Raw genomic sequence first — 22,049 nt, 5'->3', positions numbered from 1 at the left:
ACCCCGCGGCAGTGACGTGCCAGGAGGTGTCCGCCGTGGGCCAGGTCTTCTTCCCCAGCTACCTGATCGGCCTGCGCGAGGGCCTCGAGATGGTGCTCATCGTCAGCGTCCTGGTCGCCTACCTGGTCAAGACCGACCGCCGCCGCCACCTGCTGCCGGTCTGGGGCGGGGTCGCCGCCGCCGTCGTGCTGTCGGTCGGGTTCGGCGCCGCGCTGTCCTACGTGTCCACCACCGTGCTGGGCGGCCCCGGCCAGGAGCTCTTCGACGCGATCACCTCGGTGATCGCCGTCGCCCTGGTCACCTGGATGGTCTTCTGGATGCGGCGCACCGCCCGCAAGCTGTCCGGTGAGCTGCGCGGCAGGCTCGATGACGCCGTGGGCCTCGGGCTGGGCGCCGTCGTCGGCATCGCCTTCGCCTCCGTCGTCCGCGAGGGCCTGGAGACGACGCTGCTCTTCTTCGCCTCCGCCCAGGGTGCGGTGAGCGCGACCCCGCTGGTCGGGCTGCTGGCCGGGCTGGCCACCGCCGTCGTCCTCGGGTTCGCGCTGTACGCCGGCGCCGTCCGCATCGACCTGTCGCGGTTCTTCACCGTCTCCGGGGTCCTGCTGATCTTCATCGCCGCCGGGATCTTCAAGTACGGCGTGCACGACTTCCAGGAGGCCGGCGTGCTGCCCGGCCTGACCACGTACGCCTACGACGCGTCGGGCTGGCTGGACCCCGGCAGCTGGTACGGCGCGGTCCTCGACGGCGTCTTCCACGTCTCGGCGCAGCCCACGGTGCTGGAGATGGTCGCCTACGTGGCCTACCTCGTGCCGGTGCTCGCCCTCTTCCTGCTGCCCGGCCGCTCGGCAAGGCAGACCCCCCGCACCACCACCACGGAGCCCCAGCATGTCGACGCCACTGCGTAAGTCCCTCGGCAACGCCCTCGCCGCGACCTCCCTCGCCGCGGTCACCCTGCTCGCGGCCTGCGGCGGCGCCACCGACTCCTCGGCGGGCGGCGCGGGCGAGGCCTCCGACGACATCGCGGTCGCCGCCAGCGACGACACCTGCGACGTCGCGGCCAGTGAGCTCGAGGCCGGCACCCACCAGTTCACGGTGACCAACTCCGGCAGCAAGGTCACCGAGTTCTACGTCTACGCCGAGGGCGACCGGGTGATGGCCGAGGTCGAGAACATCGCCCCCGGGGTGGCCCGCGACCTGCTCGTCGAGCTCCCGGCCGGGGACTACGAGACCGTCTGCAAGCCCGGCATGGTCGGCGACGGCATCCGCAACGACCTGGTCGTCTCCGGCGAGGCCGTCACGCTGTCCGAGGACGAGAACCTGCAGCAGGCCGGGGTGGACTACCAGCGCTACGTGCAGAGCCAGACCGGGGCGCTGCTGGAGCAGACCACGGCCTTCACCGACGCCGTCAAGGCCGGGGACGTCGCGACCGCGCAGGCGCTGTTCCCGGTCGCCCGCACCTACTGGGAGCGGATCGAGCCGGTCGCGGAGAGCTTCGGCGACCTGGACCCGCTGATCGACGGCCGCGAGGGCGACCAGGCCGAGGGCGAGGACTTCACCGGGTTCCACCGCATCGAGCAGGCGCTGTGGGAGACCGGCGACGTCTCGGACATGGGCCCCTACGCCGACGACCTGCTGGCCAACGTGCAGGAGATCGTCGCCCGGGCCAACGAGGTCACCCTCGACCCGCTGCAGCTGGCCAACGGCGCCAAGGCCCTGCTCGACGAGATCGCCACCGGCAAGATCACCGGCGAGGAGGACCGCTACTCGCACACCGACCTGTGGGACTTCGCCGCCAACCTCGAGGGCTCCGAGGCCGCCGTGCAGGCGCTGCGCCCGTTCCTCGAGGAGGCCGACCCCGACCTGGTGGCCGAGATCGACGCCCGCTTCGCCGCCACCGAGGCCGAGCTCGAGCAGTACCGTGTGGGGGACGGATGGGCCCTGCACGACACGCTCACCGAGGACCAGCTGCGCGGCCTCAGCGACAGCATCACCGCGCTGAGCGAGTCGGTGAGCCAGGTGGCCGCCGTCGTCGCCGACCAGTAGGGAGTCCCGGAGTTGGGTGCCGAGCAGGGCGGGCTGTCCCGCCGACGCTTCTTCGGCCTGGCCGGGGCCGGCACCGCCGGGGTGCTGGCCGCCGGGGCCGCCGGCGGGGTGATCGGCCGGGCCACGGCTGAGGAGCCGACGTCGAGCGGGCCCAGCGCCAGCGACGCCGTGGACTTCGAGGGCACCCACCAGGCCGGGATCGTCACCCCCGCGCAGGACCGGCTGCACTTCGTCGCCTTCGACGTGACCACCGACGACCGCGACGCCCTGGTCGAGGTGCTGCAGGCCTGGACGGCGGCCGCCCGGCGGATGACGGCCGGTCAGGACGCCGGCCCGGTGGGCGCGGTCGCCGGCAGCGAGTACGCCCCGCCGGACGACACAGGCGAGGCCATCGACCTGCCCCCGGCCGGGCTGACCATCACCGTCGGGTTCGGCCCGACGCTGTTCACCACCGCCGACGGCGTCGACCGCTTCGGGCTCGCCGACCGCCGTCCCGACGCCCTGACCGAGCTGCCCTCCTTCCCCGGCGACGCCCTGGACCCTGCCCGCAGCGGCGGGGACCTGTGCGTGCAGGCCTGCGCGAACGACCCGCAGGTCGCCGTGCACGCCGTCCGCAACCTGTCCCGGCTGGGCGCCGGGGTGCTCAGCGTCCGGTGGTCCCAGCTCGGTTTCGGTCGGACGTCGTCCACCTCGTCGGGGCAGAGCACCCCCCGCAACCTCTTCGGGTTCAAGGACGGCACCGACAACCTCAAGGCCGAGCAGCCCGAGACCCTCGACCGGTTCGTCTGGGTGTCGGGCACCGACAGCTGGATGGACGGCGGCTCCTACCTGGTCAGCCGGCGCATCCGGATGCGGATCGAGCCGTGGGACACCTCCACGGTCGTCGAGCAGGAGCAGACCATCGGCCGGGCCAAGGGCAGCGGGGCGCCGCTGGGCCAGCGCGACGAGTTCGACCCGGTCGACTTCACCAAGCAGGTGGACGGCGAGTTCGCCGTCCCCGAGACCTCGCACGTGTTCCTGGCCCACCCCACCAACTCGGGGACGGCGATCCTGCGCCGCGGCTACAGCTTCGTCGACGGCTCGGACGGGCTGGGTCGGCTGGACGCCGGGCTGTTCTTCCTCTGCTACCAGTCGGACCCTGCGACCGGGTTCACCCAGGTGCAGCGCAACCTGCGGCTGGACAAGATGAACGAGTACGTCCAGCACACGTCCTCGGCGGTCTTCGCCTGCCCGCCCGGGATCACCGGCCCCGACGACTGGTTCGGCCGGGCGCTGTTCAGCTGAGGCTGGCGGGGCGGCTGGTCCGTGGCGGCCGTCCCGGGTGAGGATGGGGGAGTGGAACCGGCTGCCCGCACCCTCGGTGGGCGCTACGAGCTCCGCTCGCTGATCGCCTCGGGCGGCATGGGCCAGGTGTGGCGGGCCCACGACCAGCTGCTCGGCCGGGCCGTCGCGGTGAAGGTGCTGCGCAGCGAGTACGCCGGCGACCCCGCGTTCCTGGGGCGCTTCCGGGCCGAGGCCCGGCACACCGCGCTGCTGCACCACCCCGCCGTCACCTCCGTCTTCGACTACGGCGAGACCGACGCGTCCTCCGGGGAGCACCTGGCCTACCTGGTGATGGAGCTGGTCGAGGGCGAGTCGCTGGCCGACCTGGTGCGCCGCGAGGGCGCGCTGGACCCGGCCCGGGCGCTGGAGGTGCTCCGGGCGACCGCCTCGGGACTCGCCGCTGCGCACGAGGTGGGCGTCGTGCACCGCGACGTGAAGCCCGGCAACGTGCTGGTGGGCTGGGACGGCGCGGTGTCGGTCACCGACTTCGGCATCGCCTGGTCGGCCTCCAGCGTCTCCCTCACCGACACCGGCCAGGTCATCGGGACCGCGCACTACCTCTCCCCGGAGCAGGCCGAGGGCCGCCCGGCCACCCCGGCCAGCGACGTCTACGCCCTGGGCATGGTCGGCTACGAGCTGCTCAGCGGCCGCAAGGCGTTCCAGGGCGAGAGCTCGGTCGCGGTGGCGCTCAGCCAGATCCGCGAGGAGCCCCCACCGCTGCCGGCCACCGTCCCGGCACCCGTGCAGGCGCTGATCGCGGCCATGACCACGAAGGACCCCCGGGCCCGGCTCGCCGACGGCGACGCGGTGGTCGCGGCGATCGACCGGCTGCCGGCCGCGGTGCGCGAGGACCCCACGCTGCTCCTGCCCACGACCGCCTCGGTCCCCGTCGCCGACGAGCCCGGGTCCCGACGTCGCCGCCCGCTCGTGCTGGCCCTGCTGGCCGGCGCGGTGCTGCTGGCCGGGGTGGGCGTCGCCGTCCTGCTCGGGGTCGGCGGCACCGAGGCCACCGCGGACGCCGGGCCCGCCCCCTCGGCCGCGTCCACCACGACGGCTGCTGCGCCCACCACCGCGGCCGACGTCGTGCTGACCGCCGGTGACCTCCTGGGCCGCCCGGCCGACGAGGTGGTCGCCGAGCTGACGGCGCTCGGGCTCGCGGTCACCCGCGCGGAGACCGCCAGCGCCCAACAGGCCGCGGGGACCGTCCTGGCCGTCGACCCCACCGGCACCCCGCTGGCCCCGGGATCGGCGGTCACGGTGACCGCCGCCGTGGCCCCGCCGACCGAGTCGCCGGGGTTGACCACCGTCGGCGGCACCACGGGATCCGGGGCCGAGGGCGTGCCCGTCGTCCCCACCGCGGAGCCCGCGCCCACGACCGCAGCCCCGGCGCCCGCCCCCGGGCCGGGCAACGGGAACGGCAACGACAACGGGAACGGACCGGGGAACGGGAACGGGAACGGCCCGGGCGGCGGCGGGCCGGGGAACGGGAACGGTCCCGGCGGCGGACGGGACGACGAGGACGACTGACCCCGATGATGGGCCGGTGCCCCTGCTGCGTCCCACCCCGCCCGTCCTGCCCGACCTGAGCGACCGCACGGTGCTGGTCACCGGGGCCAACGCGGGGCTCGGCCGCTGGGCGGTGGAGCAGCTGGCCGGGGCCGGCGCCCGGGTGCTCATGGCCTGCCGGTCGGCGCAGCGGGCGGCCCGGGCCGCCGACGACGTCCGCGCGCGGGTGCCCGGGGCCCGGCTGGAGCTGCTGACCCTCGACGTCGCCGACCTGGCCTCGGTCGCGGCCTGCGCGCGGGCGGTGGACACCGAGCTGGACGCGGTGCTGTGCAACGCCGGGGTGACCGAGACCCGGGGCCGACAGGAGACCGCCGACGGCCTCGAGCTGATGATGGGCGGCAACACCTTCGGCCACGTCGCGCTGGTCGCGCAGCTGGCCGACCGGATCGCCCCCGGTGGGCGGGTGGTCACGGTGGGCTCGATCGCGCACCGCTGGTCGCCGCTGGACCCGACGGACCTGCAGGCGGAGCGGTCCTTCGCCTCGTTCCGGCAGTACGGCCGATCGAAGACCGCGTCGATGGCGTTCGCGTTCGAGCTGGACCGGCGGTGGCGGGCCGTCGGCCGGGACGCGGTCGCGGTGACCGCGCACCCCGGGTTCGCACTGGACTCGCTGTCCCCGGCCCGTCGGGGCGACGGCGTGCCCGCGGCGCTGCGCGCGGTGGCGGCGCCGGCCCGGGCGTTCAGCCAGGGCAAGGACGAGGGTGCCTGGCCGCTGGTGCACGCCTGCGTCGCCGACGGGGTGCGGGGCGGGGAGTACTGGGGTCCCGGCGGCTGGCAGGAGATGACGGGCCGGCCCGCGCTCTCCCGGGCCCGCGACCACGCCCGGGACCCGCTGACCGGCGCCCGGTTGTGGGCCGCGGTGGAGCGGGCGACCGGGGTGTCGTTCCCGATCGCCCCCTGAGCTCAGGCGGGGGCTGCCGTCCTCGTCGCACGGTGGGCGGCGAGCAGGGCGGCCGCTGCGCCCAGCAGCGCGAGCCGGCCCGGGCTGGCGTCCAGGCCGCCGAGGACCACCCCGACCCCGGCGGCGGCCGCCGCGGCCAGCAGCAGCCCGTCCCGGCCGGTGCGCACCGCCACCAGCGCGCACGCCAGGGCCACCACGACCGCGACCCGTGCCGGCTGCGCCCAGCCGGGTCCGGCACCCCAGGAGAGCCCGAGGGCCAGGAGCCCGAGCACCCCTCCGAGGGCGGCCAGCGACCGCGGGGTCACGGGGTGGCGGTGCGACCGGGGGTCAGCCACAGCGCGGCGCCCGCCAGCCCGAGGGCCGCGGTGAGCAGGAAGCCCTGGTCGCTGGCCACCAGCGGCAGCACGACCAGCACCCAGAACAGCGCCAGCCCGCCGACGCCGGCCGCGCCGACCCGCCACGCCTGCCGGCGGCTCAGCCCGCCACCGGGCACGAAGGGCACCAGGGCGACGAGGGCGGCCACCGTGGCGAACGCCGACCAGGTGGGCACGGCCGACCACAGCGAGGTCAGCCCGAACGACAGCGCCAGGCCGAGCTGGAGGACGACGAGGGCCAGCACGCCGAGCACCGTCGCGGTGAGCCTGGCCCGGTCGGCGGTGCCGCGGTTGCGCGGTGAGACCTGGGGGGCCCGACCGGTGTCGTGCTGCCCGGGGGGCCCGGCCTGCGGCGGCGGGCGGTCGCCCGGGAAGCCGGGGACCCAGTCCATCGGGCCGGTCGGCGCGGCCGGGTAGGCCGGGTCGTAGCCGGTGGGCACCCGGTACTCCTGCGGTCCGGTGGGCTGTCCGGGAGGCGGGCCGACGGGCTGGGAGTACTGCGGCTGACGCTGCACCGGCTGCGAGTGCTGCTGGGCGACCGGCTGCTCGCCGGTGGGCTGCGCGGGGATCTGCGCGGTCCGGGGCGCCCTGGGGTTCTCGGAGGGGTCGTCGGCCGGCGGGTGGGGCGGGTACGGCGGCTGGCTCACCGGCCCACCGTATCGGCGGCCGGGGGTGCGACCGGGGACCCGACGCCGACGGGCGGCGCGGCCCGGTCATCCCGCCTACGGTCGCAGGCGTGGCAGTCCGTGCAGGCATCGTGGTCACCGGCACCGAGGTCCTCACCGGGCGGGTGACCGACCGGAACGGCCCCTGGCTGGCCGAGGCGTTGCGCGCCCGCGGCGTGGACGTCGGGCAGGTGGTCGTCGTGGGCGACCGGCCGGAGGACCTGCGCTCGGCGCTGGCGTTCCTGTCGGCCGGCAACGACCTGGTCATCACCTCCGGTGGGCTCGGGCCCACCGCCGACGACCTCACCGCCGAGGTGGTCGGGGACGTGCAGGGCCGGCCCAGCGCCGTCGACGAGGAGCTGGCCACCCGGATCGGCGCGATCGTCGAGCGGTTGATGAGCCGCCGCGGCTGGAGGGTCGACCCGGAGGCGACGCTGGCCGGCACCCGCAAGCAGGCCCGGGTCCCGGCCGGGGCCCTGGTGCTCGACCCGGTGGGCACCGCGCCGGGTCTCGTCGTCCCCCCTGCCGAGGGTGACGGGCCGCCGGTCGTCGTCCTCCCCGGGCCGCCGCCGGAGCTGCAGGGCATGTGGCCGGCCGCGCTGGCCGCCGCCCCCGTGCAGGCGGTGCTCGCCCGGGCCACCGAGCTGCGCCAGGACACGCTGCGGCTCTGGGGCACCCCCGAGTCCGAGCTCGCGGCCACCCTGCGCCGGGTCGACGACCAGCTCGCGGGGCTGGAGATCACCACCTGCCTGCGCGACGGCGAGCTGGAGATCGTCACCCGCTACGCCCCCGACGCCGTGGACGCCTACGGCCGCCTCACCGACGCCGTCCGCGGCGACTTCGGCTCAACCCTGTTCAGCGAGGGCGACGACGTCGACACCCTGGTCGCGGGCGGCCTCGTCGACCGGGGCTGGACCGTCGCCACCGCGGAGTCCTGCACCGGCGGGCTGCTCGCCGCCCGGCTCACCGACCGGGCCGGCGCCTCGGCGTCGGTGCTGGGCGGGGTCGTGGCCTACGCGAACAGCGCCAAGGAGCAGCTGCTCGACGTGCCGGTGGCGACGCTGGAGGTGCACGGCGCGGTCAGCGCCGAGGTCGCCCGGGCGCTCGCCGAGGGCGCCCGCGCCCGGTTCGGCTCCGACGTCGGCATCGGGGTCACCGGCATCGCCGGGCCCGGTGGCGGGACGGCGGACAAGCCCGTGGGCACCGTCCACCTGGTCGCGGTCGGCCCGGACGGGGCGTCGGCGAGCCGGTCCCTCGTCGTCCCCGGCGACCGGGCGGCGTTCCGGAAGCGGACCGTCACCGTCGGGCTGCACGTGCTGCGCGAGCTGCTGCTGGGCGGGCCGCCCGCCTGAGCCCCACGGTTCCACGGGGGACGGATCGGGCAGGGTGGAGGGCATGACCTCTGTGCGCCTGCACGCCACCGGTCCGGTCCACCCCGACGAGGCCTGGGACCGGTACCTCCACCCCGCCCGCTGGTCGGACTGGTCACCGCAGATCCGCGGGGTGCTGACCGACGCGGTGCGGATCGACCCCGGGGTGACCGGTCGGGTGCAGGGTCCGCTGGGGGTCTCGGTGCCCTTCGTCGTCGACGCGGTGGACGACGAGGCCCGCGAGTGGACCTGGTCGGTGGACATCGGCCCGGGCACGTTGGTGCTCGTGCACTGGGTGCGCCCCGGCCCCGGCGGGGGGACGACCACCGGCCTGCGGGTGTCCGGGCCGCTGCCGCTGGTCGTCGGCTACCTGGCGCTGGCACAGGTGGCACTGCAGCGGCTCGTGCGTCGCTGATCTCCCCTCCGGGTCCCCGGGGACGGGCCTGCACCTCCGTAACGTCGGGGGCATGAGCTCCACGCACGAGGTGACCAACCAGGTGCCCCCGCTGGTCGGTCACGACCCCATCGCCGGTGACACCGCGCTGGTCGAGGCCTGTCTGCGGCACGCCGACGAGCTGACCCTGGACTCCCTGGAGGAGCTCGGCGCGCTGGCTGGCAGCGAGCAGGCCGCGGAGTGGGGGCGGCTGGCCAACGAGAACCCGCCGCGGCTGCGCACCCACGACCGCACCGGGCACCGGGTCGACGAGGTCGAGTTCCACCCGGCGTGGCACGAGCTTATGGGCGCCGCGGTCGGCCACGGGCTGGCCGGGGCGCCGTGGGCACTGGCCGACGACCCCGAGCACCCCGACCCGCACGCACACGTGCGGCGAGCGGTGGGCTACCTGGGCTGGACGCAGGTGGAGATGGGGCACGCCTGCCCGGTGACGATGACCTACGCCGTGGTCCCCGCGCTGCGCCGGGCGCCCGAGCTCGCGGTGGTGTTCGAGCGCGGGCTGACCAGCACCTCCTACGAGGCGGGGCTGGCAGACCCGCGCACCAAGGCCGGGCTGGTCGCCGGGATGGGGATGACCGAGAAGCAGGGCGGCTCGGACGTCCGGGCCACCACCACCCGCGCCGTGGCCCAGCCCGACGGCACCTACGCCCTCACCGGGCACAAGTGGTTCACCTCGGCGCCGATGAGCGACCTGTTCCTCGTGCTCGCGCAGCTGGAGGAGGGCGTGTCCTGCTTCCTGGTGCCCCGGATGCTGCCCGACGGCGACCGCAACGTGTTCCGGCTGCAGCGGCTCAAGGACAAGCTCGGCGACCGCTCGAACGCCAGCAGCGAGGTGGAGTTCGACGGCACCGCCGGCTGGCTGGTCGGTGAGCCCGGCCGCGGCGTGCCGGCGATCCTGGAGATGGTGGCCACCACCCGGCTGGACTGCGTGCTCGGTTCGGCGGCCACCGTGCGGGCGGCGCTGACCCAGGCGCTGCACCACGCCCGGCACCGGGAGGCCTTCGGGGCCCGGCTGGTCGACCAGCCGCTGATGCAGAACGTGCTGGCCGACCTGGCCGTGGAGAGCGAGGCCGCGACCGCGCTGGCGATCCGGTTGGCCGCCGCCCAGGACGCCGGGGAGGCCGACTTCCTGCGGCTGGCCGGGGCCGCGGCCAAGTTCGCCGTCTGCAAGCGGACGCCGACGGTGGTCGCCGAGGCCCTCGAGGTGCTCGGTGGCAACGGCTACGTCGAGGAGTCGGTGCTGCCGCGGCTCTACCGGCAGGCGCCGCTGAACTCGATCTGGGAGGGCTCGGGCAACGTCATCGCCCTGGACGTACTGCGGGCGATGGACCGCCGGTCGGAGTCCGCCGAGGCGGTGCTGGCCGAGATCGAGGCCGCCACCGGCGCCGACGACCGGTACGACAGGGCTGCCGCCCGGCTGCACGCCGAGCTCGCCGACCCCGAGCAGCTGCCCTTCCGCGCCCGGCGGGTCGCCGAGCTGCTGGCCCTGTGCCTGCAGGGCTCGCTGCTGCTCCAGCACGCCCCGGGCGCCGTCGCCGACGCCTTCTGCGCCACCCGGCTGGGCGGTGACTGGGGCTCCGTCCTCGGCACCCTGCCCGCCGGCACCGCGACCGCCGAGATCGTCGACCGCGCGGTGGTCGCCCCGGCCTGAGGCTGGGAAGCTCGAGCGGGTGACGCAGCGCAAGCCCGAGGGGGTCTCGTTCGAGACCTGGGTCGAGCACCAGATCCGGACGGCGGACGAGCGGGGCGAGTTCGCCGACCTGCCCGGCGCCGGCAAGCCGCTCCCGAAGCGGGACGGTCCGGAGGACGCGTACTCCTGGGCACTGTCCTGGGCCCGCCGGCAGGAGCCCGATGCCACCTTCCTGCCGCCGTCCCTGGCGCTGCGCCGGGAGTACGACGACCTGCCCGCGCGACTGGCCACTCTGCGCGAGGAGTCGCAGGTCCGGGCCGCGATCGCCGAGTTCAACGGCCGGGTCGCCGCGGCCTGGCGGCAGCCGCTGGACGGGCCGCCGGTCGTCGTCCCGATGCGGGAGGAGGAGGCGGCTGTCGAGGTGTGGCGGGCCTCCCGGCCGCCGGAGCCCGAGCCGGAGGAGCCGGCGCCGGAGCCCGTCGTCCGCACCCGGTGGTGGCGTCGCCGGCGCTGACACCGGTGCGGCTCACCGCCGGTGCGCGCGGCCGGGGCTAGCGTGGTGACGATGTCGATCGAGGAGCAGCGCCGGGCGGTCCCCGTGCCCGGCAGCTCCTTGGTGACCCCCCGGTTGCGGCTCCGGCCGGTCCGCGCGGGGGACGGCGACGACGTCGTCGCCCTGCACGGGGACGCCGAGGTGATGCGCCACCTGGGCACCGGCCACCCCGTCCCGCCGGCCCGGGTGCGCGGGCGTGACCTGCCCCGGCTCCTGGCCAACCACGGCGCGCACCCGCTGGGCTGCTGGGCCGCCGAGGACCGGGCGACCGACGCCTTCGTCGGGTGGTTCGAGCTGCGACCGATGGCCACCACCCCGGTCGTCGCCGTCGAGCTGGGCTACCGGCTGCGACGCGCTGCCTGGGGTCGCGGGCTGGCCACCGAGGGTGCCCGCGCGCTGGTCGAGGCGGTGTTCACCGGCACCGACGTCGACGAGGTGGTGGCCACCACGATGGCGGTGAACACCGGGTCGCGGCGGGTGATGGAGAAGGTCGGCCTGACCTGGCGGCGGACCGTGACCGAGGACGCCCCCGGTCCCCTCCCCGGTGCCGAGCACGGCGAGGTCGAGTACTCCCTCGCCCGCGCCGACTGGCGCCCGGCCCGCACCGAGCCGTTCCACCGCCGCCAGCCCCGCCGCTGGTCCACCCGCCGCCCCTGACTCAGCTCCCTCGGTGCACGCGGAGGACGGCGTGGGCGGCCAGGGACGGGGCGTCGGTGAAGCGGCCGTCGCGTACCCGGGCCAGGAACTCGGCCTCGGTGACGAACGCGCTCACCATGTCGGCCTCGCTGACCTCGCGGGCGGTCGGACCCGGGGTGAGGTCGGTGGCCAGCCACAGGTCGAACTGCTGGGTCAGGATCCCGGGCGCGAGGTCCAGGTGGGCCAGGTGCTCGAGCCGGCCGGCCCGCAGCCCGGTCTCCTCGGCGAGCTCGGCGCGGGCCAGCTCCTCCGCCGTCCCCGACGCGCCGGCCGGCCACCCGCCCTGCGGGAACTCCCAGCTGCGCCGGTCGATCGGGTGCCGGTGCTGCTCGACCAGCCAGAACCCGTCTCGCTCGGCCGGCACCACCATCGCGAAGTCCGGGCGTTCGACCACGCCGTACACGCTGGTGGAGCCGTCGGCCAGCACGACGGTGTCCTCCCGGACCGTCGTCCAGGGGTTCCGGTAGACCTCGCGACTGCCCGTGGTGCGCACCCCGGCAGCGTGGCAGCAACGCCCCCGGGTGACCCGGTCGGGTGACGCTCCAGGTGTTTCGGACGAATGTGGCCCGTATCGTCCTCGTCACACGGGCCGGTGCGGCCCCGACGGGGGGAGCAGCGGGGTGTTCGGACTCGGTGCCCGGGACGGCGCAGCGCCGCTCGCCGCGGTGCTGGACACCCTGCCGGCGGCCACCGTCGTCATCGACGGCTCCTTCACGATGCTCGCGGTGAACGCGGCCTGGCGCCGGGCCGGGGGCACGATGCTCGAGCCGGGCAGCGAGCTCTCGCTGGACGGCGACTCCTACCCCGACGCGCTGGACCGGGTGCTCCCGCCGCCCGAGCGGGCCCGGCTGGTGACCGCGCTGCGCGGGCTGCGCGCCACCGGGGAACCCACCGAGGTGCTCCGGTTCGCCGTCAGCGGTGCGTCGGGGGTCGTCTGGACCCAGTGGCAGGCGGCCGCGCTGCCGGAGGACGCCGGGCCCGGCGGAGCGCTCTTCGTCGTCACGCACACCGACATCACCGAGCTGGTCCGGCGGGAGCAGGAGCTGGCCTGGCGGGCCGGGCACGACGACCTCACCGGGCTCCCCGGGCGCAGCCGGCTGCACGAGCTCGTCGGCGAGGTGGTCGACGCCGGGGCCGGGGCCGCGGTCCTCTTCCTCGACGTCGACGGCTTCAAGAACGTCAACGACAGCCTCGGCCACCGGGCCGGCGATGAGCTGCTCACCCAGGTCGCCGCCCGGCTGGAGCGCCGCACCCGCCCCGGGGACGTCGTGGGGCGGGTGGGCGGCGACGAGTTCCTGGTGCTGGCCCGGGACTGCGACGTCGACGGTGCGGTGGCCATCGCCGAACGGCTCCGGGCGGCCTTCGAGGAGCCGTTCCTGCTGGGCGTCGAGCGGGTGTCGCTGACCGCGAGCGTCGGCATCTCGGTGACCCCGTGCCCCTCCGGGGCGGCCGCGGCCGACGACGGCGAGCCCCCGGCCGACGGCCTCATCGGCGACGCCGACGCCGCGATGTACGCCGCCAAGTCCGCCGGGCGCGACCGCACCGTCGTCTTCAGCACCGAGCTGCGGCAGGCCGCGCGCTGGCGGCTGGAGGTGTCCTCCCGGCTGGGCGACCCGGCCACGTACGCCGAGCTCGTCGTCCACTACCAGCCCATCGTGCACCTGCCCTCGGACCGGATCACCGGCCTGGAGGCGCTGGTCCGCTGGCAGCACCCGCGCCGCGGGCTGCTGCTGCCCGACGAGTTCGTGCCCCTGGCCGAGGAGACCGGGACCGTCGTGCCGATGAGCCGCTGGCTGCTGCACGAGGTCTGCCGGCAGGGCGCGGCCTGGTCGGCCGCGGGCACCCCGGTGGTCATCGGGGTCAACGTCTCCGCCCGGCACTTCGGCGCCGGGACCCTCGTGCAGGACGTGGTGGCCGCACTCACCGCCGCCGGCCTGCCGCCGTCCCAGCTGGTGCTGGAGCTGACCGAGACCGCGCTGGCCGACGAGCCGCACACGGTGGCCGCTCAGCTGCTGGAGCTCGACGCACTGGGCGTCAGCATCGCGGTCGACGACTTCGGCACCGGCTGGTCGACGCTGGCCCGGCTGCTCGCCCTGCCGCTGGACACCCTCAAGATCGACCGGTCGCTGCTGGACGCGGTCGACGGCATGAGCACCGACCAGGCGCACGGGGTGATGGCCGCGATCGTGGCGCTGGCCGACACCCTGGGCATCCGGGCGCTGGCCGAGGGGGTGGAGACCCCGGCACACCTGGCCCGGGTGCGCGCGGCCGGCTGCGTCTTCGCCCAAGGCTGGCTGTTCGGCCGGCCGGTGCCGGCCGAGGAGCTGGGACCGATGCTGGACGGCGTCGGGGAGCCGTGGGCGGACGTGGCCTGCGCGGGCTGACCGCGCGGCTGGGACGATCCCCGACGTGGCCTTCCCCGCGATCGCGCGTCGCTCCCGCCGGGCCACCTCCCCGGCGGGTCCCCCCTCCCGGGTGACCGCCCCGGCGGACCGGCCCTCCGGGACCACCGACGACACACCGACCCGGCACACTGCGGAGGTGACCGTGACCGAGAGCCCCGACGTCGAGAGCGGCTGGGAGCCCAGCACGGAGGCGTCGCCCGCCCGTCCGCGGCCCTCCCTGGACCTGCTGGTCTGGGACGCGCCCAACATCGACATGACCCTGGCGACCGTCATCGGCGCCCGGCCCACCGCGGCGTCGCGCCCCCGGTTCGACGCCATCGCGTCCTGGTTCGTCAACGGCGCCGGCGACCCGGCCGGCAGCGGCTCCGACGACGTCGAGGCCTGCGTCTTCGCCAACGTGCCCCCGCAGCACGTCACCACCCTGCGCGGCTGGGTCGAGGCGCTGCGCAGCTTCGGCTACTCGGTCTTCGCCCGCCCCAAGAGCCGCCCGGACGACGACATCGACCAGTCGATGCTCGACCACATCGAGGTCCGCGCCGCCAGCCACGACCTGCGCCGGCTGGTCGTCTTCTCCGGTGACGGCCGCAACTTCGCCGAGCCGCTGGAGACCCTGGCCCGCAGCGGCACCGAGGTCGTCGTCGTCGCCTTCTCCGAGGTCGCCGGCTACGCGCTGAGCTCGGACCTGCTGCGCTTCGTCGACATCGAGGACGTCCCCGGCGCCTTCGCCGCCCCGCTGGACCGGGTCCGGCTGGACTCCCTGCCGGTGGACGGTGCCTGGCTGCGGCCGACCAAGAGCCTGCGCGAGGCGGCTGCGGCGTTCGTGGCGAAGCGGTCCACGTGAGCGCCGAGGAGGTCGGCACCACCACCGACCCGGACACCGGCGGCTTCTCCGCCGCCGTCCCCAGCCCGCGGGAGCCGGTCGACGACGATCCCACCCGCGGCAGCGTGCTGGTCCCGGGCGAGACCGTCTGGCGGATCGAGCGGGCCACCTCCCACGCGGTGTTCGTCGACGCCGCGGACTACTTCGCCACCCTCAAGCAGCTGATCCTGCGCGCGGAGAAGCAGGTGCTGTTCATCGGCTGGGACTTCGACCCGCGGATCCGGCTGGACCCCCGCACCCCCGGCAGGGGCCGCGACGACCGGGTCGGCCGGGTGCTGGAGCAGGTCGTGCAGGACAAGCCCGACCTGTTCGTCGGTGTCCTGCAGTGGGACCTGGGCATGTTCGAGGCCCTCGGCCGCGGTCTGGTGCCGATCGTGCTGCTGAACCGGCGCACCTCCGACCGCTTCCAGATGAAGGTCGACGCGCACCACCCGCTCGCCGGCGCGCACCACCAGAAGATCGTGGTGGTCGACGACTCGCTGGCCTTCGCCGGCGGCATCGACGTCACCGCCGACCGCTGGGACGACAGCCGGCACCTGGACCGCAACCGGTACCGGCACCGCCCCCGGTCCCGGCGCTCCACCCAGCCCTGGCACGACGTGACCAGCCTGGTGTCCGGGCCCGCGGCGAAGGCCCTGGGCGAGCTCGCGCGGCGGCGCTGGGCGGCCGGCACCGGCCAGCAGCTGGACCCGGTCGAGGGCATCGAGCACGCCTGGCCCGAGCAGGTGCCGGTGCTGCTGCGCGACGTCGACGTGGCCATCTCCCGCACCCGCCCGGAGTTCCGGGAGTGGGAGCTGGTGCACGAGATCGAGGACCTGTGGCTGGCCAGCATCGCCAGCGCGCAGACCTGCGTCTACATCGAGAGCCAGTACTTCGCCAACCGCCGGGTGGCCGAGGCCATCGCCGCCCGGCTCGGTGAGGACGACGGGCCCGAGTTCGTCGTGGTCAACCCCGAGACCGCCGACGGCTGGCTCGAGGAGAAGGCCATGGGCACCGCCCGGGCCAAGCTGCTGCGGATGGTCCGCGAGGCCGACGTGCACGGCCGGTTCCGGCTCTACGTCCCGGTGACCGCGACCCGGCAGCCGATCTACGTGCACGCCAAGGTGTGCGTCGTCGACGACCGGCTGCTGCGGATCGGGTCCTCCAACCTGAACAACCGCTCGATGGGCACCGACACCGAGTGCGACCTGACGATCGAGGCCACCGCCGACGACCCGCGGCGGGAGGAGATCGCCGGTTCCGTGCTCGGCATGCGCGACCGGCTGCTGGCCGAGCACCTCGACGTCACCCCCGACGAGGTGGCCGCCGCGATCGCCGGGCACGACGGCTCGCTGGTGGCGGCGGTGGAGTCCCTGGTGCGTGCCGAGGGCCGGTCGCTGGCGCCCTTCGAGATCCCCGAGCAGGGCCTGCTCGACACCGTGCTGGCCGACACCGAGCTGCTGGACCCCGAGACCACGCCCAACCGCGCCCAGCGGGTGGTCGCCCGGTTCCAGCGTCGCGGGCACCACGGCTGACCCGACCTCGGGGCCGGTGACCCCGGCGGGTTAGGGTCCCCTCACATGGACGGGGTGCCGCAGACCGCGGGGGCGTTGCTGCGTCGTGCGCTGCGCCGGCACCCCCGTCGGCTGGGCGCCGCCGTCCTCCTGCTGTCGGTGCACCAGGCCTGCGAGGCGCTGGTCCCGGTGGCCATCGGGGTCACCATCGACCGGGCGGTGGCGACCGGGTCGGTGCCGGCGCTGATCGCCTCGCTCGGCGGCACGGCGCTGCTGTTCCTCGTGCTGTCCCAGGCCTACCGGTACGGCGCCCGCAACGTGGTCACCGGCTGGTACCGGGAGAACCACCTGCTGCGGGTCGAGGTGACCGCCCGGGTGCTGGACCCCCGCGGGCTGCGCGGGGCGCCGCCCACCGGTGAGCTGCTGTCGATCGCCACCTCCGACGCGGAGAAGTCCGGCCGGGTGCTGGAGGCGGCCGCGATCGTCGTCGGCGGGACCACCGCGCTCGTCGTGTCCGCGGTGAGCCTCCTGCTGATCAGCGTGCCGCTGGGGGTCGGGGTGCTGCTGGGCGCGCCCCTGCTGGTCGCCGTCCTCCAGCTCCTCGCCCCCGTGCTCACCCGGCGCACCGCCACCCAGCAGGAGGACGTCGCCCGCACCGCGGGGCTGGCCACCGACCTGGTGCGCGGTGTCCGGGTGCTGCGCGGGATCGGGGCCGAGGACGCCGCCGCCGCGCGCTACCGGGCCACCAGCGCGACCGCGCTGGGCTCCACGCTGCGGACCGCCGGCGTGATCGGGGCCTACCGCGGTGCCACCGTGCTGGGCAGCGGGTTGTTCCTGGCCGCCGTGGCCGGCGTCGCCGGGGCGATGGCGCTGGAGGGCCGGCTGTCGGTGGGGCAGCTGGTCACCGTGGTCGGGCTGGCCCAGTTCCTCGCCGAGCCGGTCGGCCTGCTGGGCTTCGCCGGGCAGAAGCTCGCCGAGGCCCGGGCCTCCGCGGCCCGGGTGGTCGGGGTGCTCACCGCGCCGCCGCTGCACCCGGCCGGGGTCGTCCCCGCCCCCGGCCCGGGTGCCCTGGAGCTGCCCGGCCACGGGTTCCACGTGGAACCGGGCCAGGTGCTGGGGGTGGTCGCCCCCGACCCCGCCGACGCGGAGGGGCTGGTCGGCCTGCTGGCCGGCCGACGCCCGGCCGACCCCGGTGAGCTGCTGCTCGACGGCGTCGACGTCGGCACGTTGGACCCCGGCACCGTCCGGGCCGCGGTGCTGGTCGAGCCGCACGCGGTGGTGCTGTTCGAGGGCACCCTCCGGACCGCGGTCGACCCCGCCGGGGACGCCGACGACGACCGGCTGACCGGGGCGCTGGCAGCGGCCGGCGCCGCCGACCTGACCGACCTGGAGCTGGCGGTGGCCGACCGCGGGCGCTCGCTGTCCGGGGGCCAGCGGCAGCGGGTCGGGCTGGCCCGGGCGTTGCTGCGCGACCCCCCGGTGCTGGTGCTGCACGACCCCACCACCGCCGTCGACGCGGTGACCGAGGAGACCATCGCCGAGGGGCTCACCCGGCTGCGCCGGACCCGCACCACCGTGCTGGTCACCAGCAGCCCGGCCCTGCTCGGCCGGTGCGACCACGTGGTCGTGCTGGCCGGCGGCCGGGTCCGCGCCCGCGGCACGCACACCGAGCTGACCGCCGACGCCGAGTACGCCGCGGCGGTGCTGCGGTGAGCGTGCCGGTGCCCGGGACCACCGACCAGCTGTTGCCGATCGCCACCGGCCGCCGCGCCGCGCAGGTCGTCGGTGCCCACCTGCGGGAGCGGCCGTGGGTCAGCGCACTGACCGCGCTCACCGCGGTGGCCGCCTCCGCAGCCGGGCTGATCGCCCCCTGGGTGCTGGGCCGGCTGGTGGACGCCGTGGGGGGTGGCGGCTCGGTCTGGCCCTACGTCGGCGGGCTGCTGGGTGCCGCGGTGCTGGTCGCCGTCCTCACCGGGCTGTCGGCGCTGCTCATCGCCCGGCTCGGGGAGACCGTGCTGGCCCGGCTCCGCGAGGCCGTGGTCGACCGCGCGCTGCACCTGTCCTCGGCGACCCTGGACCGGGTGCGCGGCGGGGACCTGCTCTCCCGGGTCGGGGACGACGTGGCGAAGGTGGCCGACTCGGTCACCAGCGGGCTGCCCCAGGTCGCCGGCGCCGGGCTCACCGTGCTGCTGACCGTGGTCGGGCTCGGCGCGCTGGACGGGCGGCTGGCACTGGCCGGTCTGGTGGCCATCCCGCTCTACGTCCTCGCACTGCGCTGGTACCTCCCGCGCTCGGCCCCCCGGTACGCCGCCGAGCGGGTCGCGATGGGCGAGCGGTCCCAGGCGCTGGTCAGCTCCGTGCAGGGCGCGGACACCGTGCACGCCTACGCCGACGAGCAGCGCCACCGGGACGTGGTCACCGACCGCTCGGCCCGGGCGCTGGACATCGGGGTCGGGGTCTTCCGGCTGTTCACCGACTTCGGCTGGCGGATGAACCGGGCCGAGTACGTGGGCCTGGCCGCCGTCCTCGGGGTGGGGTTCGCGCTGGTGCGCAGCGGGGACGTGACCGTCGGCGCGGTGACCACCGCCGCGCTGCTGTTCCACCGGCTCTTCGGCCCGCTCGGGCTGCTGTTGTTCAGCTTCGACGACGTGCAGTCGGCCGGGGCGAGCCTGGTGCGCATGGTGGGCGTCGCCGACCTGCCGGCCGTCCCGGACCGGGAGCCCGTGCGCACCCCGCACCGGCCGGCGGTGGAGCTGCGCGGGGTGACGCACGGCTACGGCGACGGCCCGCCGGTGCTCACCGAGGTCGAGCTGCGGCTGGCCCCGGGCGAGCGGGTGGCGCTGGTGGGGGCCTCGGGGGCCGGCAAGACCACGCTGGCCGGGGTGCTCGCCGGTGGACTCACCCCGCGGGCCGGCACGGTGCTGCTCGACGGCGCCCCGGCCGACCTGCGCGCCCACGTCGGGCTGGTCAGCCAGGAGGTGCACGTCTTCGCCGGCACGCTGGCCGACGACGTCCGGCTGGCACGGCCCGGGGCCAGCGACACCGAGGTGCGTGCGGCGCTGGCGGTCGTGGGTGCCGACTGGGCGCAGCTGGACGACCGGGTCGGCGAGGGTGGGCGTGAGCTCACCGCCCCGCAGGCCCAGCAGCTGGCCCTGGCCCGGCTGGTGCTGGCCGATCCCCCGGTCGCCGTGCTCGACGAGGCCACCGCCGAGGCCGGCAGCGCCGGCGCCCGCGACCTCGAGGAGGCCGCCCTCGCCGCCACCGCGGGCCGCACGACGCTGGTGGTCGCCCACCGGCTCACCCAGGCGGCCCGGGCCGACCGGGTCGTGGTGCTCGAGGCGGGCCGGGTGGTGGAGGAGGGCACGCACGCCGAGCTCGTCGCCGCCGGCGGGCGCTACGCCGGGCTCTGGTCGGCCTGGACCGCGCGGGGGTGAGTCAGGCGAGGACGCGGACGGCGAGGACGGCGATGTCGTCGTCCCGGGCCGGGCCGGTGAGGCTGGTCAGCACGTCGTCGAGCAGCTCGTCCACCGGGCGGTGCTGCTGGCCGGCCAGGGCCCGGGCGAGGTCGCCGGTGCCCACGTCGAGGTCGCGGTCGCGGTGCTCCACCAGGCCGTCGGTGTAGAGCACCAGGGTGCTGCCCACCGGCAGGTCGCGGACGTGGTCGTGCCGCAGCCGGGTCGGGTCGACGCCGATCAGCACGTCGGGCGGGGTGACCAGCAGCTCGACCGCGCCGTCGGGGTGCACCAGCAGCGGGGGCGGGTGACCGGCGTTGGACCAGGTGACCCGGGCGCCCAGGTCGAGCCGCTCGACCCGGGCCAGCAGCAGGGTGGCCAGGGTGTCCAGGTCCAGACCCGCGGCGGCGCGGTCGACCCGGTGCACCGACTGCGAGGGCACCTCGGAACGGTCGAAGGCGAACCCGCGCAGCAGGGTGCGCAGCTGGCCCATCGAGGCGGCCGCCGCGGTGTCGTGCCCGGTCACGTCGCCGATGGCCAGCACGGTGGTGCCGTCGGGGGTGGTGAAGGCGTCGTACCAGTCCCCGCCGACCTGGTCCTGGGCGTGCGAGGGCAGGTAGCGGGCCGCCACCGCCAACCGGTCCGGTGCCGGGAGCTCGGTGAGCATCGCCCGCTGCAGCGTCTCGGCGACCCCCCGCCGCTCGGCGAGCAGCAGTGCCCGCTGCAGCGCCTGGGCCACGTACCGGGCCAGGGCCCGGATCACCAGCCGGCCGGCCGGGGTGATGTCGCGGCGGGAGGTCCAGACGAGGCTGAGCACCGCACGCTCCTGGCCGACCAGGTCCAGCGGCAGGTGCAGGTTGGCCTCGAAGGGGGCCACGTCCTCGGTCAGCCCGGGGACGGCGGCCCGGGTGGCGGCGGCGTCGGCGAACCAGCGCTCCCGGCCGTCCAGCGCGGTGAGGGTGGCCGGGTGCGGCTCGTCCTGGGGGCGGGGCCGCCAGCTGCCGGTGCCGGGGCGCCCGTCGGCGGTGACCGGCACCAGGTCCCGGCGGTGGCCCTCCTGCAGCGAGACCACGGCCCGGTCCACCCCGAGCCGGCGGGTGGCCAGCTGGGCGACCGTGGAGGCGACGTCCGCGACGGTCTCGGTGCGGTTCAGCGTCTCCGACAGGGCCAGGAGCAGCCGGGACTGCCGGCCGGACTCGGCCTCGGCGTCCGCGGCGGCGTCGGCACGCAGCTGCAGGGTGCGCAGTCGCAGCTCCGACGAGCAGGCCGAGGCCAGGTCGGCCAGGCTGCCCAGGTCGTCGGTGGTCCAGGTGCGGGTCTCGGTGTCGATCGCGCACAGCGCCCCGATCACCCGGCCCTCGGCGTCGACCAGCGGGTGCCCGGCGTAGGCGATGAGCCCCAGCCCGGGGATGGCCAGGCTGTCGCGCAGCAGCGGGTGCTCGCGGGCGTCGGGGACGGCCAGCGGACCGGCGGTGGTGACCACGTGCTGGCACAGCGACCAGGAGATCGGCATCGAGCGCTCGGTGGCGAAGGGCTCGGGCAGGCCGACCGCCCCGGGGAACACCTGCCGGTCGGCGTCGACCAGGCTCACCAGCGCGATCGGCACCCGGAGCTGGCGGGCGGCGAGCCGGGCGAAGCGCTCGAAGGCCTCGTCGGTGCGGGCCGGCAGGGGGGTGGCGACGGGCAGCGGCAGCGGGAGCCGGAGCGGCTGGGTCAGCTCGCCGCTGTCGGTGCCCTGGCGGGAGATCGTCACCCGCGCAGCGCCACCAGCACGGCCTGGACCCGCCGGTCGCGGGTGGCGTCGGTCTTCGCGCCGTCCACGGCGAGGGCGTGCGCCTTCTGCTTCGACGGCGAGAGCGCGGCGAACGCGGCCCGGTCGGCGTCGTCCATCACCGCGGCCAGAGCGGCCGGGGGCTCCACGGTGCGCGGCTCGGTGTCCAGCTCGAGGTCGACCACGACCTCCTGGCCCGCCTCGACACCCGCAGCGGCCCGGTGCTCGGCGGCCAGCGGAACCAGGTTCTGCCCGCCCATGACCGCCACCGTGCTGCGGTAGGAGTACCCGTTCAGCCGCACGGTGACGGCCGGCCGCCGCCCACCGCCCAGGGCGGTCACGACGTCGTCCGGGACCGGCAGACCGGTGGCGGTCTGCCGGGCCGCGAGGACGGTCGTGCGGAACTGCATGGCCTCATCCTGCCCGACGTGACCACCCCGGGGGAACGTCCGTCGCCGACGGTCCCCCGGGTG

At 76.1% G+C, this 22,049-nt stretch carries 20 protein-coding genes; 15 read left to right on the top strand and 5 right to left on the bottom strand.

Annotation, left to right across the window (positions count from 1 at the left end):
- Positions 1-35 precede the first annotated feature (35 nt).
- Genes efeU through ASG36_RS09090 form a run of 5 tightly spaced genes read left to right on the top strand, consistent with a single transcriptional unit; the run spans position 36 to position 5,833 of the window.
- Entirely contained in the window at positions 36-905 is an 870-nt protein-coding gene (gene efeU / locus ASG36_RS09110; protein ID WP_082523093.1) for an iron uptake transporter permease EfeU, read from the top strand.
- Entirely contained in the window at positions 886-2,043 is a 1,158-nt protein-coding gene (gene efeO, locus ASG36_RS09105; protein ID WP_157498744.1) for an iron uptake system protein EfeO, read from the top strand. Before efeU ends, efeO begins: the two co-directional genes overlap by 20 nt.
- 12 nt (positions 2,044-2,055) lie before the next feature.
- On the top strand, positions 2,056-3,327 hold the full coding sequence (efeB, locus tag ASG36_RS09100; protein WP_055762965.1) for an iron uptake transporter deferrochelatase/peroxidase subunit: 1,272 nt from the start codon (positions 2,056-2,058) through the stop codon (positions 3,325-3,327).
- A 51-nt stretch (positions 3,328-3,378) separates the two neighbouring features.
- Positions 3,379-4,893, top strand: coding sequence for a protein kinase (locus ASG36_RS09095; RefSeq protein ID WP_055762962.1), 1,515 nt, complete (start codon positions 3,379-3,381; stop codon positions 4,891-4,893).
- 16 nt (positions 4,894-4,909) lie between these two features.
- Positions 4,910-5,833 carry an SDR family NAD(P)-dependent oxidoreductase gene (locus ASG36_RS09090; RefSeq protein WP_200944418.1) on the top strand — a complete coding sequence of 308 codons (924 nt, stop codon included), beginning with the start codon at positions 4,910-4,912 and terminating at the stop codon, positions 5,831-5,833.
- A gap of 2 nt (positions 5,834-5,835) precedes the next feature.
- Here the strand turns inward: ASG36_RS09090 and ASG36_RS09085 are convergent, their stop codons facing one another.
- A complete protein-coding gene (locus ASG36_RS09085) occupies positions 5,836-6,138 on the bottom strand; it encodes a hypothetical protein (RefSeq protein ID WP_055762959.1) in 303 nt (100 codons plus the stop codon).
- Positions 6,135-6,854 carry a hypothetical protein gene (locus tag ASG36_RS09080; RefSeq protein ID WP_055762956.1) on the bottom strand — a complete coding sequence of 240 codons (720 nt, stop codon included), beginning with the start codon at positions 6,852-6,854 and terminating at the stop codon, positions 6,135-6,137. The genes ASG36_RS09085 and ASG36_RS09080 overlap by 4 nt, the downstream gene beginning before the upstream one ends.
- Before the next feature lie 89 nt (positions 6,855-6,943).
- Here ASG36_RS09080 and ASG36_RS09075 point away from each other — a divergent pair, with 89 nt between their 5' ends.
- Genes ASG36_RS09075 through ASG36_RS09055 form a run of 5 tightly spaced genes read left to right on the top strand, consistent with a single transcriptional unit; the run spans position 6,944 to position 11,536 of the window.
- A complete protein-coding gene (locus ASG36_RS09075; RefSeq protein WP_055762954.1) occupies positions 6,944-8,224 on the top strand; it encodes a competence/damage-inducible protein A in 1,281 nt (426 codons plus the stop codon).
- 43 nt (positions 8,225-8,267) lie between these two features.
- Positions 8,268-8,657: a polyketide cyclase gene (locus tag ASG36_RS09070; protein WP_055762951.1), complete on the top strand. Its 390-nt coding sequence runs from the start codon at positions 8,268-8,270 to the stop codon at positions 8,655-8,657.
- Between the two features lie 52 nt (positions 8,658-8,709).
- Positions 8,710-10,347 carry an acyl-CoA dehydrogenase family protein gene (locus ASG36_RS09065; protein ID WP_055762946.1) on the top strand — a complete coding sequence of 546 codons (1,638 nt, stop codon included), beginning with the start codon at positions 8,710-8,712 and terminating at the stop codon, positions 10,345-10,347.
- Positions 10,348-10,366: 19 nt separating this feature from the next.
- Complete coding sequence (locus tag ASG36_RS09060) at positions 10,367-10,840, top strand: DUF1992 domain-containing protein (RefSeq protein WP_055762943.1); 474 nt, start codon at positions 10,367-10,369, stop codon at positions 10,838-10,840.
- Between the two features lie 51 nt (positions 10,841-10,891).
- Positions 10,892-11,536: a GNAT family N-acetyltransferase gene (locus ASG36_RS09055; protein ID WP_055762940.1), complete on the top strand. Its 645-nt coding sequence runs from the start codon at positions 10,892-10,894 to the stop codon at positions 11,534-11,536.
- A 1-nt stretch (position 11,537) separates the two neighbouring features.
- Here the strand turns inward: ASG36_RS09055 and ASG36_RS09050 are convergent, their stop codons facing one another.
- Complete coding sequence (locus ASG36_RS09050; protein WP_055762937.1) at positions 11,538-12,068, bottom strand: NUDIX hydrolase; 531 nt, start codon at positions 12,066-12,068, stop codon at positions 11,538-11,540.
- 127 nt (positions 12,069-12,195) lie between these two features.
- On the opposite strand from ASG36_RS09050, the gene ASG36_RS09045 reads away from it, so the two are divergent.
- The 5 genes from ASG36_RS09045 to ASG36_RS09025 all read left to right on the top strand — a co-directional run bounded on the left by ASG36_RS09045 (position 12,196) and on the right by ASG36_RS09025 (position 19,787).
- Positions 12,196-13,959, top strand: coding sequence for a bifunctional diguanylate cyclase/phosphodiesterase (locus ASG36_RS09045; RefSeq protein ID WP_055762934.1), 1,764 nt, complete (start codon positions 12,196-12,198; stop codon positions 13,957-13,959).
- Positions 13,960-14,116: 157 nt separating this feature from the next.
- Positions 14,117-14,821: an NYN domain-containing protein gene (locus ASG36_RS09040; protein WP_235494787.1), complete on the top strand. Its 705-nt coding sequence runs from the start codon at positions 14,117-14,119 to the stop codon at positions 14,819-14,821.
- Entirely contained in the window at positions 14,818-16,374 is a 1,557-nt protein-coding gene (locus ASG36_RS09035; protein ID WP_200944417.1) for a phospholipase D-like domain-containing protein, read from the top strand. Before ASG36_RS09040 ends, ASG36_RS09035 begins: the two co-directional genes overlap by 4 nt.
- Positions 16,375-16,419: 45 nt before the next feature.
- Positions 16,420-18,066, top strand: coding sequence for an ABC transporter ATP-binding protein (locus ASG36_RS09030; protein ID WP_055762930.1), 1,647 nt, complete (start codon positions 16,420-16,422; stop codon positions 18,064-18,066).
- Positions 18,063-19,787 (top strand): ABC transporter ATP-binding protein, encoded by a 1,725-nt coding sequence (locus tag ASG36_RS09025; RefSeq protein ID WP_055762927.1) that lies wholly within the window; start codon positions 18,063-18,065, stop codon positions 19,785-19,787. The genes ASG36_RS09030 and ASG36_RS09025 overlap by 4 nt, the downstream gene beginning before the upstream one ends.
- A 1-nt stretch (position 19,788) precedes the next feature.
- Here ASG36_RS09025 and ASG36_RS09020 read toward each other — a convergent pair whose 3' ends face one another.
- On the bottom strand, positions 19,789-21,558 hold the full coding sequence (locus ASG36_RS09020; RefSeq protein ID WP_055762924.1) for a GAF domain-containing SpoIIE family protein phosphatase: 1,770 nt from the start codon (positions 21,556-21,558) through the stop codon (positions 19,789-19,791).
- Complete coding sequence (locus ASG36_RS09015; protein WP_055762920.1) at positions 21,555-21,986, bottom strand: YdeI/OmpD-associated family protein; 432 nt, start codon at positions 21,984-21,986, stop codon at positions 21,555-21,557. The genes ASG36_RS09020 and ASG36_RS09015 overlap by 4 nt, the downstream gene beginning before the upstream one ends.
- Positions 21,987-22,049 lie beyond the last annotated feature (63 nt).

Source organism: Geodermatophilus sp. Leaf369 (genome assembly GCF_001424455.1).
GTDB lineage: Bacteria > Actinomycetota > Actinomycetes > Mycobacteriales > Geodermatophilaceae > Klenkia.
The sequence above is the reverse complement of the archived record's forward strand: the minus strand, read 5'-3'. Positions and strand labels throughout refer to the sequence as shown.